This is a genomic window from Curtobacterium sp. MCBD17_030 (genome assembly GCF_003224255.1).
Lineage (GTDB): Bacteria > Actinomycetota > Actinomycetes > Actinomycetales > Microbacteriaceae > Curtobacterium.
This window is the reverse complement of record NZ_QKLI01000025.1, coordinates 1-15,869: the sequence shown is the minus strand read 5'-3', so window position 1 is coordinate 15,869 and position 15,869 is coordinate 1. Positions and strand designations below refer to the sequence as shown.

The window sequence follows — 15,869 nt, the reverse complement described above, 5'->3', positions numbered from 1 at the left end:
CACCGGACGCGGTAGCACCAGCGAACGTTCCGACACTGTCGTTGTAGGGTCCCTGCATGGTCGGCTTCGACATCGCCCTGCTTCCCGTCCTCCGCGAACTCGCCGAGCGGGGCAGCGTCACCGCGGTCGCGACGGCGACGCACCGGACGCCCAGCGCGGTGTCCCAGCAGCTCCGGACCCTCCAGCGGCAGGCCGGTGTCCCGCTCGTCGAGCGCATCGGCCGCGGTGTCCGGCTCACCGAGCACGGCCGGGTCCTGGCGGGCCTCGCCACCGGCGTCGCCACGGCACTGGCGACCGTCGAGTCAGCGTGGGCCGAGCACCTGGCGGGGGGCACCGGCACGGTCGACCTGGCGGTGTTCCCCTCGGCCGCCGAGCTGCTGCTGCCCGGCCTGCTCACCCGGATGCGTGCGCACCCTGGGATCGCGCTGCAGCTCTCGGACGTCGACGTCAGCGAGGGGGAGTTCGCGCCGCTCACCGCCGACCACGACATCGTCATCGGCCACCGCCCGGACGGCGGGCGGGGCGCGGACCGCCGGAGCGTCGAGACCGTCCCGCTGCTCCGGGAACCGCTCGACGTCGCCCTGCCGCTCGACCACCCGCTGGCGGACCGGCACCGCGTCGGCATCGAGGACGTCGTCGGCGCGACCTGGATCGGTGTCCCGGAGGACTACCCCATCGACCGGGTGCTCACCGCGATGGCCGCCGCGACCGACGCACCGCCCGAGGTCGCGTTCCGCACGATCCACCTGCCCGTCATCGAGAACCTGGTGGCGGCCGGACACGGCATCGCGCTCGTCCCGCGGTACACCTCACGGACTCGGGCGCCGGGCCGGTTCCGGCTGGCGACCCTGGCGGACGTCCGCGCCGGACGACGGATCGAAGCCCTCGTCCGTCCCGACCGTGCGGTCCGACCCGCGGTCCGGATCGTCCTGGAGGCCCTGGTCGCCGAGGCCACGGCCGTCACCGCCTGAGGCGGCCCGGACGGGCCGCATCGCTCCGCTACGCACCATGCGTATTGCCCGGTGTACCGGGAGCCGCTACGCTGCAGGCGTAGCGCGGGGGGTGGTACGGGGCGACCGGTCGTACGGGGTGCGTGGTTGAGGGGGTCGGGTGGTCGGGCTGCATCGCCAGCCCGAGCGCGCGAACCACGCGACGACCGGCCGGCCCCGGCCAGCCCGCGTCTCGGCAGGTCCCGTCTGGGCAGGTCCGTCCGGGCAGGCCCGGTCCCGAGGCCCGTCTCACGACCGGCCGCGTGCCTCCTCGATCTCCTGCAGGAGCGCCGTCAGGCGGTCCAGGTGCTCGGCGGTCACGTCCTGGTTCAGCGTCCGGGCGGCGTAGAGGCTGACCGGGCTGGTTCGCTCCGCCAGGGTGAACCGGAGTGCGGCGTCGATCGTCTCGGTGAGCTGGCTCGCCGGACCGGTCAGGTACGACGGGTCGATCTCGAAGTACTCCGCGATCGCATGCAGCAGCCGCTCGTCATCGACCACGTAGCGGTTGCCCAGGCGCATGTACTCCCAGCGGGACCGGCTGAGCTTGACGTCCCGGTCGGCCAGCCAGTCGCGGATCTTCGGGTACGTCACCGGGCCACCGTCAGGGGCGGTGATGGTGCTGCAGAGCAGGTGCAGCTTGCGGGCGAGCTCGGCGCGCTGGGTTTGCTGTGCCTCGGTGAGCTTGTCGTGGTTCATGGCGTCGACTCGATCCGTTCCGGGTCTCGTTCGGTGTGCTCGTCGCCGGCCGGGACGTCGTCGTCGGGCAGGCTGAGTTCGTCGATCAGGGAGTCCGTCACGCCGGTCGTGGCGGCGACGCCCATCAGGTGGATGACCCCGCGTTCGTACCAGCGGGGCCGGAACTGGCGGAGGCGGATGTTGTCCTCGAGTTCCGCCCACCGCTGGTAGAGCGCCACCTCGGCCTCTTCTCCGCGGCTCCGGAACGCGTGGGCCCGACGGACGCTCCGCGGGTAGACGCTGAACTCCGGGTGCGCCTCCATCGCGCGATCGGTGATCGGCAGGCTGACCAGGAGCAGCAGGCGGCGCCACACCGGCACCACGACCGGGCGGGCGGCCGCGAACACGACCCCGACCGCGGTCAGGCTCGCCATCGACACCACGGCCAGTTCCCAGAGCGGGTCGACGGTGCCGACCATGGCGAAGTGCCGGTCGACGAACAGCCGCACCGCGCCCGCGGCCAGGCTCTCGGTGATCCAGGCGAGGTCGACGAGCGCGGCGATGCCGATCAGCCAGACGCCCCACCGCGTCGTCCACTCGCCGTAGAGGGGCAGCCCCCGGAACGCCACCGCGGCGACCTGCACGCCGTACAGTCCGACGCAGATCGGCAGCACCGCGGCGAACAACTCGCGGGTCGGTTCGCCCGTGTACCGGCCGAGGAACGGGTCCGAGACGGCCCAGTCGCTCATCGCGAAGAGGGTGACCTGCACGGCGACGGCCACCAGGACCAGTCCCCACGTCAGGCGTTCGCCGAGGGGTCGGCGCTCACCGTGCTCGGCGCGGATGACCATGACCTCGAGGCAGCCGAGCGCGACGACCACCGCGGACCGGTACACCAGGTTGGTGACGTTGTGCCCGCCGAGCAGACCGTCGACCCAGAGGTAGACGAACGGGGCCTGCAGCGTGCACCCCAGCGCCCAGACGAGCACCCCGGGTACGAGCATCGAGCGGGGGCCGGTCTGGTCGTCGGCGTCCGGATGCGCCGGCAGCGGCTGGCGCACGTTCGGGGACAGCATCGACAGCGCTGCGAGGCCGACGGACGCCACCGTCACCACGCTCGCCACGAAGACCCAGCCGTCCAGGAGGTTCATCCGCCGAACACCCGCCCGAACCGCACGTCCCGGCCCCGTGCGCGGGCGTGCCGCATCACGCGCACACTGAGCTCCACGCCGACGAGCTCCGCCAGGCGTTCCTCGTCCTCCGAGAAGTCCGTGTGCCCGTAGAGGAACTCGAGGTCCGGCGTGTACTCCTGCTCGAGGGTCTCCCCGGACCGGACCACCCGGCGGCCGGGCATGATGCCGTCGACCTTCTCCTGGACGAACCGCGCGAACCGAGGGTCGATGCCGTGCGACTCCGCCGGTCCGTCCGGGCTGATGAGCATGTGGCCGTGCTCGTGGTTGATGACGACGAGCTGCGTGCCGGAGGGCGCCGGCGGGTAGGACACGACCGCGGTCCCGTCGTCGTACCCGGCCCAGAGCCCGTGCACGTCCTGGTGTGCGAGCCCGCGGACCAACCGGTAGGTGACCTCACGGCCGGTGACCTCCTGCACGAGGCGGCGGATCGTGGACATCGGGACCGCGCCCGGCAGCCCGTGGTCGTCGACGATCTGCACGGCGGTGTTGCGGCTCACGTCCCTCGACACGGATCCCGCTCCCCACTCCTGGCCCCCGGCGGGGCAGCCTGCACGCCCGACGCAGTCAGCGTAGCCGCTCCCATCGCCGCGAGGGCGGTCGTGAGGGCGGTCGCCGGTAGGCTCTGGCCCCATGCAGGACACGGAATCCGATCAGCCCTGGGACGTCGTGGTCGTCGGAGCCGGCCCTGCCGGTGCCACCGCAGCCCGGCACGCAGCGCTCGGCGGCGCCCGCGTCCTGCTCCTCGACAAGGCGGTCTTCCCCCGGTACAAGACCTGCGGTGGCGGCATCATCGGGCAGTCCCGACGGCGGCTCAACGACCGCGCCCTCGCGACCATCGAAGCGGACCTACCCGAAGTCGGTTTCTCGCACCGCATGGGCCGCGTGACCCGGGTCCGCACCGAGGTGCCGTTCGTCGCGATGGTCGACCGTGAGCGGTTCGACCAGGCGAACGTCGACGCTGCGCAGGAGGCCGGGGTCGTCTTCCGCGACGGCGCCAACGTCCGCGCGCTCGCCGACGAGGACGGCCGCACCCGGCTGACGCTCTCCGACGGCGACGAACTGGTCGCGCGCGTCGTGATCGGCGCCGACGGCTCCGGCGGTCGGGTCGGACGGTACGTCGGCGCCGTGATGGCCGTCACGGACCTCGGACTCGAGGTCGAGGTCCCGCGTCGCCCCGAGGACGCCGCCACCGGTGTGCTCCTGGACTGGGGCCCGCACCCCGGCACGTACGCCTGGGTCTTCCCGAAGGCCGAGACCCTGACCGTCGGGGTCATCGAGCAGAAGGGCCACGCCGACCAGACCCGTCGGTACCTGGACGACTGGATCGAGCGCCTCGGCCTGCACCCGACCGACCAGGACCGCAGCAGCGGGCACCTCACCCAGTGGCGCACGGGGGACTCACCGCTCCGCAGCGGCACCGTCCTGCTCGCGGGCGAGACAGCGGGCCTCCTGGAGCCGTGGACGCGCGAGGGGATCTCGTTCGCCCTGCGGTCGGGGGAGTGGGCCGGGACCGCCGCTGCCGCGCACGTCGCCGGTGACCGCGCGGCGCTCGACCGCTACGAGTCGCAGGTGCGCGCGGAACTGGTCCCCGAAATCGACGCGGGAGCACAGCTGCTCCGTGTCTTCACGCGGTTCCCGGCCGGCTTCCACTTCCTCATCTCGAAGACGCCGTTCGGCCGCGGCTACTTCGTCCGGTTCTGCCGCGGCGAGACGACCCTCGCCCGGGCCTTCCGGCACCGCTGGGTGCGGAAGGTCACCGGCTGGCTCGGCTGACCACCGGCCGGCCGGGCCGACGAGGCGGCCGGCCGGTCGGGTCCGGCTCAGACCTCGAGGTGGTCGACGAGTTCGTCCGCCAGGCCGGTGTAGGTCGCCGGGGTGAGGTTCGTCAGTCGGGCCTTCGCAGCATCGGACACGTCGAGTCCGTTCACGAACGCCACGAGCTCCTGCCGCCCGATGCGCTTGCCCCGGGTGAGCTCCTTGAGCATCGCGTAGGGGTCCTCGATGTCCGACTGTCCGGCCGTGACCTCGGCGCGGATGACGGTCTGGATGGCCTCGGCCAGGACCTCCCAGTTGTGGTCGAGGTCCTCGGCCAAGCGGATCTCGTTCACCGCGATCTCGCCCAGACCACGGCGCAGGTTGTCGAGCGCGAGCAGCGAGTGCCCGAACGCGACGCCGATGTTGCGCTGGGTCGTGGAGTCCGTCAGGTCGCGCTGCAGTCGGCTCGTGACGAGGGTCTCGGACAGCGTGGAGAACAGCGCCGACGAGATCTCGAGGTTGGCCTCGGCGTTCTCGAACCGGATCGGGTTGATCTTGTGCGGCATCGTCGACGACCCGGTCGCGCCGGCGATCGGGATCTGCGTGAAGTACCCCATCGAGATGTAGGTCCACACGTCGGTCGCCAGGTTGTGCAGGACCCGGTTCGCGTGCCGCACCCGGTCGTACAGCTCGGCCTGCCAGTCGTGCGACTCGATCTGCGTCGTCAGCGGGTTCCACGTCAGACCGAGGCCCTCGACGAACTCGCGGGACAGCGCGGGCCAGTCGGCCTCCGGATCCGCGGCGAGGTGCGCCGAGAACGTGCCGGTCGCGCCGGAGAACTTGCCGAGGTACTCGCCCCGCTCGACCTGCGACAGGATCCGCTCGAGTCGGTAGACGACGACCGCGATCTCCTTGCCGAGCGTGGTCGGCGTCGCGGGCTGGCCGTGGGTGTGCGAGAGCATCGGCACGGCCCGGAGGCTCGTGGCCATCTCCCGCAGGCGCTCCACGACCGCGCGTGCGGACGGCAGCCAGACGTGCTCGACGGCGTCACGGACGGTCAGCGCGTAGGAGAGGTTGTTGACGTCCTCGCTGGTCGCGGCGAAGTGCGTCAGCTCGGCGACCGCGTCGAGGCCCAGGTCGCTGAGGCGACGACGGACGAAGTACTCGACCGCCTTGACGTCGTGCCGCGTCGTCGCCTCGATCTCGGCGAGCTCCGCGATCTGCTCCTGGCCGAAGTCGTCGACCAGGGCGCGGAGCGCGGCCTTGTCGTCGACGGACAGCGGGGAGGTGGTGAACATCGCGTGGTCGGTGAGGAACACGAGCCACTCGACCTCGACCCGGATCCGGGCACGGTTGAGGCCGGCTTCGGACAGGTGCTCGCCCACCGTGTGCACGATCGGGTAGTAGCGCCCGTCGAGCGGGCTGATCGGCTGCGGGGGAAGGGGGGTCATGGGGCTCCCTGGCGGACTGCCGGCTCGAGCTGGTGGAAGAGCGCCCGGCAGGCCCGTTCGACCGTGCTGAGCACCCGGTCGAACTCGTGTCGGTCCGCGTAGTACGGGTCCGGCACGTCGGCCTGCTGAGGCCAGGCGTCGTCGTACCGCAACAGGAGCGTCACCTTCGCGGCGTCGTCCATGGTGGGGGCCCACGAGCGCAGGATGCGTTCGTGGGAGCGGTCGAGTGCGACCACCAGGTCGAGGTCCGGGAACCGGTCCGGGTCGAACTGACGGGCGCGATGCCTGCTGCCATCGTATCCGCGTGCCGCGAGGGCTGCGATCGTGCGCTCGTCGGCGGGTTCGCCGACGTGCCAGTCCCCGGTGCCTGCGGACTCGACCACGAACCGGTCCGCCAAGCCGGCGTCGGCGGCCACCTGCGCGAAGACGATCTCGGCCATCGGGGACCGGCAGATGTTGCCGCTGCAGACGAAGGAGACACGGAAGGGCGACGGGGCGCCGGCGTCCATGGTCATGTGCACATCATGGCCCAGCCGGACGCCGGACGCGATGCCCGGCCACCAGGCGCGATGGTCGACCGGCCTCAGGCCCGACCGCGGCCGCCCAGGACCGGACGGGCGACCAGGCCGACGAGCCAGGCGAAGACCGCCAACACGAAGGCCCCGACGATGCCCCAGCCGAACGACTCCACCGACAGGCCGAAGCCCAGCCCGGTCGAGATCCCGGCGACGATGAGCAGCAGGACCGCGTTGACGACGAACGAGATCAGCCCGAGCGTCAGGACGTAGAGGGGGAACGCCACGATCCGGATCAGCGTGCCGATCACCGCGTTGACGATGCCGAACACCAGCGCGACGAGCAGGTACGTCAGGACGGTCTCGACGGGACCACCGTCCCCGAAGGAGTCGACGGCGACACCGCTCACGAGGAGCGTGGTGAGCCAGAGGGCGACGGCGTTGACGATGAGCCGGACGAGGAACCGCATGGCCCCATGATGCCCGCCCTCCCCGCGAACAGGCCGCCGGTACGCTGGGGCGGTGACCGACCAGTCCGTGCCGACCGTGCACATCCGCCCCGAGATCGCCGTGCTGCCGCCCTACAAGCAGGGACGTCAGGCCGCGCCGGACGCCCTGAAGCTCTCGAGCAACGAGAACCCCTTCCCGCCGCTGGCCGGGGTCGTCGAGGCGGTGCAGGCGCAGACGGCCTTCAACCGCTACCCCGACGCCACCGCGCTCGCGGTCCGTGCGGTGCTCGCGAACCGGTTCGGCACCACCGTGGACGAGGTGCACGTCGCCCCGGGCAGCGTCGCGATCCTGCACGAGCTGGCGAAGGCGACCTCCGGCCCGGGCGACGAGGTCGTCTACGCCTGGCGGTCCTTCGAGGCGTACCCGGGTGTCGTCACGGTCGCCGGAGCCACGAGCGTGCAGGTCCCGAACCGTCCCGACGGTGGCCACGACCTCGACGCGATGGCGGCGGCGGTGACCGAGCGCACCCGCATGGTCATCGTGTGCACGCCGAACAACCCGACCGGCCCGATCGTCACCGGCGCGGAGTTCGGCGCGTTCATGGAGCGCGTGCCGACCTCGGTGCTCGTGGTCCTCGACGAGGCCTACGCCGAGTTCGTCACCGACGTCGACGCGGTCCGCGGGCCGGCACTGCTCGAGCGGTACCCGAACCTCGTGGTGCTCCGGACCTTCTCGAAGGCGTACGGACTCGCGGGCCTCCGGGTCGGGTACGCGCTCGGACCGGCATACGTCCTCGACGCCGTCCGTGCCTGCGCCATCCCGCTGTCCGTCACGGCGCAGGGCCAGGCGGCCGCGCTGGCCAGTCTCGAGCGCGAGGGCGAGCTGCTGGACCGCGTCGCCGAACTGGCCGAGCGCCGGGACCGGATCCGCGCGGGGCTGCTCGAACAGGGGTGGGACGTCCCGGCGGCGCAGGGCAACTTCGTCTGGCTGCCGACGGGTGAGCACACCGCCTTCGCCGCCGAGGCCTTCGAGCACGCCGGGCTGATCGTCCGGGCCTTCGCGCCCGAGGGCATCCGCATCTCGATCGGGGAGCACGAGGCTGTCGCAAAGCTCCTCGAAACCGCGAGTGCCGTTGTGGAACGTCTCACAACGACGGCTCCTGAGCGGCCGGTACGCTGACGGACATGTTGTTCCGCGCCGCGGCTCCTGCGACGACCCCCGTCCAGCTCCTCGATCCCGAGGGCCGGTTCGTTGAGACCGACGAGAACGCCGAACTCGCCGCCGTCGCCCGGGCCCTCCCCGATGAGACCCTGCTCGCCATGCACCGCCAGATGGTGCTCACCCGACGCTTCGACCACGCCGCCGGCAACCTGCAGCGCACCGGTCAGCTCGGACTCTGGGCGCCGAGTCACGGGCAAGAGGCGGCGCAGGTCGGCTCCGCGTTCGCGCTCCGCCCCCAGGACCACCTCTTCCCCTCGTACCGCGAGCACGCCGTCGTGATGCAGCGCGGGGTCGAGCCGATGGAGATCATCTCGCTCTTCCGTGGCCAGGCCCACGGCAACTGGGACCCGGACGCCCGCGGCAACACGCACATCTACACGCTCGTCATCGGCGCGCAGACCCTGCACGCCACCGGCTACGCCATGGGTCAGACGCTCGACGGCGTCGTCGGCACCGGCGACCCGGACGTCGACGAGTGCTCGATCGTCTACTTCGGTGACGGTGCGACCAGCCAGGGCGACGTGAACGAGGCGTACGTGTTCGCCGCCTCGCACACCGCGCCGGTCGTCTTCTTCCTGCAGAACAACCACTGGGCGATCTCGGTGCCGGTCTCGGTGCAGTCCCCGACCCCGCTCGTCGACCGTCCGCGCGGCTTCGGCATCCCGAGCATCAAGGTCGACGGCAACGACGTGCTGGCCTCGTACGCGGCGAGTCTCGTCGCGACCGACCACGCCCGCAGCGGTCAGGGCCCGGCGTTCGTCGAGGCCGAGACCTACCGCATCGGTGCGCACACCAGCTCGGACGACCCGACGCGGTACCGCGGCGACGACGAGCTCGCCGGCTGGGTCGCGCGCGACCCGATCACCCGGTCCGAGGCGTACCTGCGCAGCAAGGGCGCCACCGACGCGCAGTTCGCCGAGTTCGACGCCGAGGGCGAGCAGATCGCCGCCGACATCCGGACCCGCACGAGTGCCCTCCAGGACCCGCCGATGGAGGCGATGTTCGACAACGTCTACCGTGAGCCGCACCCGCGCATCGACGAGCAGCGCGCATGGCTCCGGGACTACGAGGCCGGCCAGGACGCAGGAGCCCACGCATGAGCACCACCGAGCAGCTCTTCGACTACACGTTGCGCACGCACCCCGGTGCGGGCGAGGTCCCCGAGGACCCGACCCCGACCCTCCCGATGGCCAAGGCGCTCAACGCCGGCCTGGCGAAGGCGATGGAGGCGGACGACAAGGTCCTGCTGATGGGCGAGGACATCGGCCGTCTCGGCGGTGTCTTCCGCATCACCGAGGGTCTGCAGGACCGCTTCGGCGCCGACCGCGTCCGGGACACCCCGCTCGCCGAGTCCGGCATCGTCGGCACCGCGATCGGCCTGGCGCTGCGCGGCTACCGTCCCGTCATCGAGATCCAGTTCGACGGCTTCGTCTGGCCCGCCTTCAACCAGATCACCTCGCAGCTGGCGAAGATGGCGAACCGACTGCCGGCCCACATGTCGCTGCCGATCGTCATCCGGATCCCCTACGGCGGGCACATCGGCGCGATCGAGCACCACCAGGAGAGCCCGGAGACGTACTTCGCGCACACCCCGGGGCTGCGCGTGGTCAGCCCGAGCACCCCGAACGACGCCTACTGGATGATCCAGGAGGCCATCGCGTCGAAGGACCCGGTGGTCTTCTTCGAGCCGAAGTCGCGCTACTGGCCGAAGGGCCAGGTCGACCTGGTCGACGGCCACGTGCCGATGCACACGACCCGCGTCGCCCGCACCGGCACCGAGGTCACCCTCGTCGGCCACGGTGCGATGGTCGCGACGCTCATGCAGGCCGCCGACATCGCGGAGGCCGAGGGCACCAGCTGTGAGGTCGTCGACCTCCGATCGATCTCACCGATCGACTGGGAGCCACTGCTCGCCTCGGTGCGCAAGACCGGCCGCCTGGTCATCGCGCAGGAGGACTCGGGCTTCATCAGCGTCGGCAGCGAGATCGCCGCGACCGTCGCCGAGCGGGCGTTCTACACGCTGCAGGCCCCGCCGCTGCGGGTGTCCGGGTTCGACATCCCCTTCCCGCAGTCGAAGCTCGAGCACTTCCACCTGCCCGACGCCGACCGCGTCCTCGAGGCCGTCGACCGCGCCCTCGCCTACTGACCCGCACCACTTCCGTACGAACGAACCCTGCTGAAGGAGCCGACGTGGCCGTCGCCGAATTCCCCCTGCCCGACGTGGGGGAGGGCCTGACCGAGGCCGAGATCGTCCAGTGGCGCGTCGCCCCCGGTGACGAGATCGCCGTGGACCAGGTGCTCGTCGAGATCGAGACCGCGAAGTCGCTGGTCGAGCTGCCGTCGCCGTTCGCCGGCACCGTCACCGGCCTGCTCGTCGCCGAGGGCGACACGGTCGAGGTCGGCAGCCCGATCATCCGCGTCGAGTCCGACGCGGCCGCCGCCGGGCAGTCGGCGGGCACGGCCCCCGTCGCCGACACCGCCCCGGCCGAGCAGGCCCCGGAGCCCGCCCCGGCCGCGCAGGCCCCGGCGCCCGCTCCGGTGGCACCCGCGCCGGTGGCGCCCGCGGCCGTCGCGCAGGCTCCGGTCCCCGCTCCGGCCGCTCCGACTCATGCAGCTCCGGCTCACGCCGCCGCTGCCCCGGCCCCGGCCCAGGTCGCCGTGGACGCCGGTGTCGTCGGCACCGACGAGGGCTCGGGCGCCGTGCTCGTCGGTTACGGCTCCGCCACCTCCGCACCCTCCCGCCGGAAGCCGGGTGCCCGCCGGGCCGCGGCCGCCGCCGCGGAGGCGTTCCGGGCCTCCAGTCGGGAAGTCGGACTCGAGTTCGTCACCGACGACGGCGAGGCGACCACGGCCGACGCCGTCGCGGCCCAGGGGAGCCGGCCCGCGCGTCCCACGATGCCGAGCGCCTCGGCGCTGCAGGTGATGGCGAAGCCGCCGATCCGGAAGCTCGCGAAGGACCTCGGTGTCGACCTGACCATCGTCGTGCCGACCGGCCTCGCCGGCGAGGTCACGCGTGACGACGTGATCCGGCACGCCAAGCAGGCCAGCGTCTTCCGCAACATCGAGACGCCCGAGTGGGGCGGTGTCCGCCAGGAGACCATCCCGGTCAAGGGCGTCCGCAAGGCCATCGCGACCGCGATGACCACCTCGGCGTTCACGGCGCCGCACGTGTCGCTGTTCGTGGACGTCGACGCGACCCGCACCATGGAGTTCGTCAAGCGCCTCAAGGAGTCGCCGACGTTCGCCGGGGTGAAGGTCAGCCCGCTCCTCATCATGGCGAAGGCCGTGATCTGGGCCGTCCGTCGCAACCGCTCCGTGAACTCGTCGTGGACCGACCGCGAGATCATCGTCCACCACTTCGTGAACCTCGGGTTCGCTGCGGCCACCCCGCGCGGGCTGCTCGTGCCGAACATCAAGGACGCGCAGGACATGTCGCTCCTCGAGCTCGCGAAGGCGATCGAGGAGATGACCCTCACGGCCCGTGACGGCAAGACGTCCCCGGCGCAGATGGCCGACGGCACGATCACGATCACGAACATCGGTGTCTTCGGCATGGACACCGGCACGCCGATCCTCAACCCGGGCGAGGTCGCCATCGTCGCGATGGGCACCATCAAGCCGAAGCCGTGGGTCGTCGACGGGGACGTGCGCTCGCGCATGGTGACCACGATCGGTGCCTCGTTCGACCACCGTGTCGTCGACGGGGACGTGGCGTCGCGCTTCGTGCACGACGTCGCTTCGGTCATCGAGGAGCCCGCGCTCCTGCTCGACTGACGACGAGCGTTGCCCGACCGGGCCGGACGACGCCGACGGATCGGTCCGGGTCGCGCGGTCTTGGTGTGCCGTTCACGCCGATGTCGGCGGAGCGGGGGATGATCAGCACATGGTCCACCAGCTGCTCGTGCCGCAGCAGGAGATCCGGACGGGTCGCCTGGTGCTCACGCCCGTGACGCCCGCGGACATCGACGCGGTCCACGAGCTCTTCTCGGACGCCCGGACCTGGACGCACCTCCCGGCCGGGCGACACACCTCCCGCGCCGCGACGCAGGACCTGGTGCAGCGGAAGATCGGCGGGCGCGTCCGACACGGGCTCGGCTCGTGGGCGATCCGAGCGGCCGACTCCGGTGTGTTCCTCGGCATCGGCGGTGTCGATCTCACCGCCGGCGGCGTCTGGAACCTCGGGTACCGCCTGGCCCCGGAGCACCACGGCCACGGCTACGCGACCGAGGTCGCCCGGGCCGCGGTGGACGCCGCACGCGAACTGCGCCCGGACGTCCCGGTGACCGCCCGGGTGCTCACGAACAACTCGGCTTCGGCTCGTGTGCTCGCCCGGGTGGGGCTGACCCAGGTCTGGCAGGGGCCGACACGGACGGCAGCGCCCGAGGGCGTCGAGTGCCAGGTGTGGAGCGACCGGACGCTGACGCCGGCGCAGCTGGACTGGCTCGTCGCGAACGCCTGACCGGCCCGGTGCAGAGCCTCCGCGGCGGTTGCACGCGCGGGTGCGGCCGGTACTGTGGGTGAACTGGTCATGTCCGCACAGGACCACCTGATCCACACGAGGAGTCCGCTTGCCGAGCCGCATCACCGAGGGTGCTGAACCGAAGCACCAGCAGCTGCGGCGGATCCTGCTCGACCAGATCACGACCCGCCTCGCGCCGGGCGCCGCTATCCCCTCGGAGCGACAGCTCATCGCCGAGTACGGCGTCTCGCGCATCACCGTGCGGGAGGCCCTGGGCCAGCTGGTGAACGAGGGACACCTCGAGCGCGTCCGCGGCAAGGGCACCTTCGTCGCGAACCGCCCGATGCAGTCGACCCTGCACCTGGCCTCGTTCACCGAGGAGATGCGCGCGATGGGGCACGTGCCGACGACGGTCGTGCTGATCCGGGAGGAACGCGTCCCGCCCGCCGCGACGGTCGCGGCCCTGCACCTCGGCGAGGGCGAGACCGCGCACCACCTCAAGCGCCTGCGGATGGCCGACGGGGCACCGGTCTCGGTCGACGACGCCTGGCTCGCCGCGGACGTGTTCCCCGGCTTGCTCGACCACGACCTGTCCGGCTCGGTGTACTCGATCGCGGCCGAGGTGTACGGGCACCCGATCGACCGGGCGCAGCAGACCGTGGCCGCCAACCCGGCGACCGACGACGTCGCGACCCTGCTCGGCACGAGGACCGGGGCGCCCCTGCTCGAGTTCGACCGGGTGTCGTACTCGGGGCCGCGGGCGGTCGAACACGCACGGAGCTGGTACCGCTCGGACCGCTACCGCGTGCAGATGGAGGTCACGGCCTCCCGGGCAGGAGCCTGACGCGGAGCGGGCCGGGAGCGAGCGGCTGCTCGCTCCCGGCCCGTCCGGTCGTCGGGGTCGGTCAGACCTCGAAGAGCGCGTCGCCCTCGGCCACGGTGGTGCCGACCGTGCCCTGCGGGACGGAGTCCGGCGTCGACCCGAGCACGACCACGGGGACGACGGGGGAGTACCCGGCCGCGGTGATGGCCGCGGGGGTGAAGCGCACGACGGGGTCTCCGGCGGCGACGGTGTCGCCCTCCGCCGCGAGGAGCGTGAAGCCCTCGCCCTTGAGCTTCACGGTGTCGATGCCGACGTGCACGAGGACGTCGGTGCCCGCGGCGCCCTGCAGCGCGAACGCGTGGGGGTGCAGCTTGACGATGGTGCCGTCGACCGGGGCGACCGCGGTGACCGGACCCTCGGCGCCGGTCGGGTCGACCGCGACACCGGCGCCGACGAGCTGCTCGGCGAACACCGGGTCCGGGACGTCGGAGAGTGCGACGACCGGGCCGGCGAACGGCGTGCGGACGACCGTCACAGTTCGTCCTGGATGTCCTGCGCCAGGTTGTCCGCGATCGGACCGACGATGACCTGCCAGCCGGTGCCGCCACCGACGACGGCCTGGGCGCCGGCGGCCTTGAGTGCGTCCTTGTCGACGAGGTCGCCGTCCTCGACCTCGACGCGGAGGCGGGTGATGCAGCCCTCGACCTCGTCGATGTTGTCGGTTCCGCCGAGTGCGGCGATGATGTCGGCAGCCTTGATGTCAGCCATCTGTTTCCTCCTCGTTACGGGTTCGCTCACAGGTTGACATGCAGTCCACGGTCATCGACACTACGAACTGGTCATGACCGGACAGGACCGGGACCTGGCGACACTGCCGAGGGTACCTGCGCCGTCCACGCGACTCAACTCACCCCGAACAGCTCCACCCGATGACGAGAGGAACTCCGCATGAGCACCGCTGCCACCACGGACGTGCCGGAGAAGAAGACGCCGAAGAAGCAGTCACGCTTCTTCGCGAATGCCCAACGGCTGGGCCGGAGCCTGTTGCTCCCGATCGCGGTCATGCCGGCCGCGGGCATCCTCAACCGGATCGGGCAGCCCGACCTGCTCGGTGCGATCCCCGGGTTCGAGACCGGTGCGAGCGTCATCGGCGCCGCCGGCAACGCGATCTTCACCTGGCTGCCCCTGCTCTTCGCGGTCGGCATCGCGATCGGCTGGGCGAAGAAGTCCGACGGCACGACGGCGCTGGCCGCGGTCGTCGGCTACATGGTCATGTACGAGGTCTTCAAGACGATGTCGCCGATCGTCCTGGCGGGCGTCAAGGACTCGGCCGGCAACCAGGCGACCATCAACTTCGGTGTGCTCGGCGGCATCGTGATGGGTCTCGTCGCCGCGGGCCTGTGGCAGAAGTTCCACCGGACGAAGATGCCCGACTTCCTCGGGTTCTTCTCGGGTCGCCGTCTCGTCCCGATCCTCACCGCGGCCGCCGGCCTGGTCATCGCCGTGCTGATGTCCTTCGTCTACCGGTACTTCGACATCGGTCTCACGTGGGTCGGCGAGCAGGTCACGTCGCAGCCGGTCGTCGGTGGCGGCATCTTCGGGTTCGCCAACCGCATGCTCATCCCGGTCGGCCTGCACCAGCTGCTGAACTTCTTCCCGTGGTTCCAGCTCGGCAGCTTCGCCGGTCCGAACGGCGCCGTCTCCGGTGACATCCCGCGCTTCCTGGCGGGCGACCCCACGGCCGGCATCTTCCAGACCGGCTTCTTCCCGATCATGATGTTCGCCCTGCCCGCCGGTGCCCTGGCGATCTGGCGCAACGCCCGCCCGTCGCAGCGCAAGCTCGTCGGTGGCATCATGCTCTCCGCCGCGCTGACGTCCTTCGTGACCGGCATCACCGAGCCGCTCGAGTACTCGTTCATGTTCGTGGCCTGGCCGCTCTACGTGATCCACGCCGTGCTCACCGGCACCTCGCTGGCACTGGTGAACGCGCTCGGCATCCACGACGGCTTCTCGTTCTCCGCCGGAGCGATCGACTACGTGCTCAACTTCGGCAAGGCGCAGGGGGCGATCTGGCTCATCCCGATCGGTCTGGCGTACGCGGCGGTCTACTACTTCCTCTTCAGCTTCGTGATCAAGAAGTGGAACCTCCGGACGCCGGGTCGCGAACCGGAGGACGAGATCGCCTCGGCCTCGGTCGACGACCTCACCAAGGCGTAGGTCGCCGGGCGCGACCGAGTCACGGACGGGAGGTCCGGTGCCAGTGAACTGGTCCCCGGATCTTGGACTGCTTAGTTGGTTCGAGATCCGGGGATGGTTCTGTTGGGTGGTAACGCGTCAT

Annotated in this window: 17 protein-coding genes; 9 read left to right on the top strand and 8 right to left on the bottom strand. The window is 71.4% G+C overall.

Annotation, left to right across the window (positions count from 1 at the left end):
- Positions 1 to 56: 56 nt before the first annotated feature.
- Positions 57 to 971, top strand: a complete 915-nt coding sequence (locus tag DEI89_RS15710; protein WP_110905002.1) for a LysR family transcriptional regulator — start codon at positions 57 to 59, stop codon at positions 969 to 971.
- Positions 972 to 1,238: 267 nt separating this feature from the next.
- Here DEI89_RS15710 and DEI89_RS15705 read toward each other — a convergent pair whose 3' ends face one another.
- From DEI89_RS15705 to DEI89_RS15695, 3 genes are read right to left on the bottom strand one after another with little or no spacing between them, the layout of a single operon-like run.
- Positions 1,239 to 1,685, bottom strand: coding sequence for a hypothetical protein (locus DEI89_RS15705; protein ID WP_110905001.1), 447 nt, complete (start codon positions 1,683 to 1,685; stop codon positions 1,239 to 1,241).
- A complete protein-coding gene (locus DEI89_RS15700) occupies positions 1,682 to 2,815 on the bottom strand; it encodes a hypothetical protein (RefSeq protein WP_110905000.1) in 1,134 nt (377 codons plus the stop codon). Before DEI89_RS15700 ends, DEI89_RS15705 begins: the two co-directional genes overlap by 4 nt.
- Positions 2,812 to 3,354 (bottom strand): hypothetical protein, encoded by a 543-nt coding sequence (locus tag DEI89_RS15695; protein ID WP_110904999.1) that lies wholly within the window; start codon positions 3,352 to 3,354, stop codon positions 2,812 to 2,814. The genes DEI89_RS15700 and DEI89_RS15695 overlap by 4 nt, the downstream gene beginning before the upstream one ends.
- A gap of 133 nt (positions 3,355 to 3,487) precedes the next feature.
- Here DEI89_RS15695 and DEI89_RS15690 point away from each other — a divergent pair, with 133 nt between their 5' ends.
- Complete coding sequence (locus DEI89_RS15690; protein ID WP_110904998.1) at positions 3,488 to 4,630, top strand: geranylgeranyl reductase family protein; 1,143 nt, start codon at positions 3,488 to 3,490, stop codon at positions 4,628 to 4,630.
- Positions 4,631 to 4,677: 47 nt separating this feature from the next.
- Here the strand turns inward: DEI89_RS15690 and purB are convergent, their stop codons facing one another.
- From purB to DEI89_RS15675, 3 genes are all read right to left on the bottom strand, one after another.
- A complete protein-coding gene (gene purB, locus DEI89_RS15685) occupies positions 4,678 to 6,063 on the bottom strand; it encodes an adenylosuccinate lyase (RefSeq protein WP_110904997.1) in 1,386 nt (461 codons plus the stop codon).
- The gene (locus tag DEI89_RS15680; protein ID WP_110905026.1) at positions 6,060 to 6,572 is read right to left on the bottom strand and encodes a low molecular weight protein-tyrosine-phosphatase; all 513 of its coding nucleotides are present in this window, start codon (positions 6,570 to 6,572) and stop codon (positions 6,060 to 6,062) included. The genes purB and DEI89_RS15680 overlap by 4 nt, the downstream gene beginning before the upstream one ends.
- A gap of 74 nt (positions 6,573 to 6,646) precedes the next feature.
- Positions 6,647 to 7,048: a phage holin family protein gene (locus tag DEI89_RS15675; RefSeq protein WP_110904996.1), complete on the bottom strand. Its 402-nt coding sequence runs from the start codon at positions 7,046 to 7,048 to the stop codon at positions 6,647 to 6,649.
- Between the two features lie 52 nt (positions 7,049 to 7,100).
- Between DEI89_RS15675 and DEI89_RS15670 the strand changes: the two genes are divergently transcribed.
- The 6 genes from DEI89_RS15670 to DEI89_RS15645 all read left to right on the top strand — a co-directional run bounded on the left by DEI89_RS15670 (position 7,101) and on the right by DEI89_RS15645 (position 13,552).
- Entirely contained in the window at positions 7,101 to 8,207 is a 1,107-nt protein-coding gene (locus DEI89_RS15670; RefSeq protein ID WP_110904995.1) for a histidinol-phosphate transaminase, read from the top strand.
- 5 nt (positions 8,208 to 8,212) lie between these two features.
- Complete coding sequence (locus tag DEI89_RS15665) at positions 8,213 to 9,349, top strand: thiamine pyrophosphate-dependent dehydrogenase E1 component subunit alpha (protein WP_110904994.1); 1,137 nt, start codon at positions 8,213 to 8,215, stop codon at positions 9,347 to 9,349.
- Positions 9,350 to 9,435: 86 nt separating this feature from the next.
- On the top strand, positions 9,436 to 10,395 hold the full coding sequence (locus DEI89_RS15660) for an alpha-ketoacid dehydrogenase subunit beta (RefSeq protein WP_110905025.1): 960 nt from the start codon (positions 9,436 to 9,438) through the stop codon (positions 10,393 to 10,395).
- Positions 10,396 to 10,439: 44 nt separating this feature from the next.
- A complete protein-coding gene (locus DEI89_RS15655; protein ID WP_110904993.1) occupies positions 10,440 to 12,023 on the top strand; it encodes a dihydrolipoamide acetyltransferase family protein in 1,584 nt (527 codons plus the stop codon).
- A 109-nt stretch (positions 12,024 to 12,132) separates the two neighbouring features.
- Positions 12,133 to 12,708 (top strand): GNAT family N-acetyltransferase, encoded by a 576-nt coding sequence (locus DEI89_RS15650; RefSeq protein WP_110904992.1) that lies wholly within the window; start codon positions 12,133 to 12,135, stop codon positions 12,706 to 12,708.
- Between the two features lie 109 nt (positions 12,709 to 12,817).
- Positions 12,818 to 13,552 carry a GntR family transcriptional regulator gene (locus tag DEI89_RS15645; RefSeq protein ID WP_110904991.1) on the top strand — a complete coding sequence of 245 codons (735 nt, stop codon included), beginning with the start codon at positions 12,818 to 12,820 and terminating at the stop codon, positions 13,550 to 13,552.
- A 61-nt stretch (positions 13,553 to 13,613) separates the two neighbouring features.
- Here the strand turns inward: DEI89_RS15645 and DEI89_RS15640 are convergent, their stop codons facing one another.
- Positions 13,614 to 14,066 carry a PTS glucose transporter subunit IIA gene (locus DEI89_RS15640; protein ID WP_110904990.1) on the bottom strand — a complete coding sequence of 151 codons (453 nt, stop codon included), beginning with the start codon at positions 14,064 to 14,066 and terminating at the stop codon, positions 13,614 to 13,616.
- On the bottom strand, positions 14,063 to 14,299 hold the full coding sequence (locus tag DEI89_RS15635) for a glucose PTS transporter subunit EIIB (protein ID WP_110823137.1): 237 nt from the start codon (positions 14,297 to 14,299) through the stop codon (positions 14,063 to 14,065). The genes DEI89_RS15640 and DEI89_RS15635 overlap by 4 nt, the downstream gene beginning before the upstream one ends.
- A 180-nt stretch (positions 14,300 to 14,479) precedes the next feature.
- On the opposite strand from DEI89_RS15635, the gene DEI89_RS15630 reads away from it, so the two are divergent.
- Positions 14,480 to 15,748 (top strand): PTS transporter subunit EIIC, encoded by a 1,269-nt coding sequence (locus tag DEI89_RS15630; RefSeq protein ID WP_110904989.1) that lies wholly within the window; start codon positions 14,480 to 14,482, stop codon positions 15,746 to 15,748.
- Positions 15,749 to 15,869 lie beyond the last annotated feature (121 nt).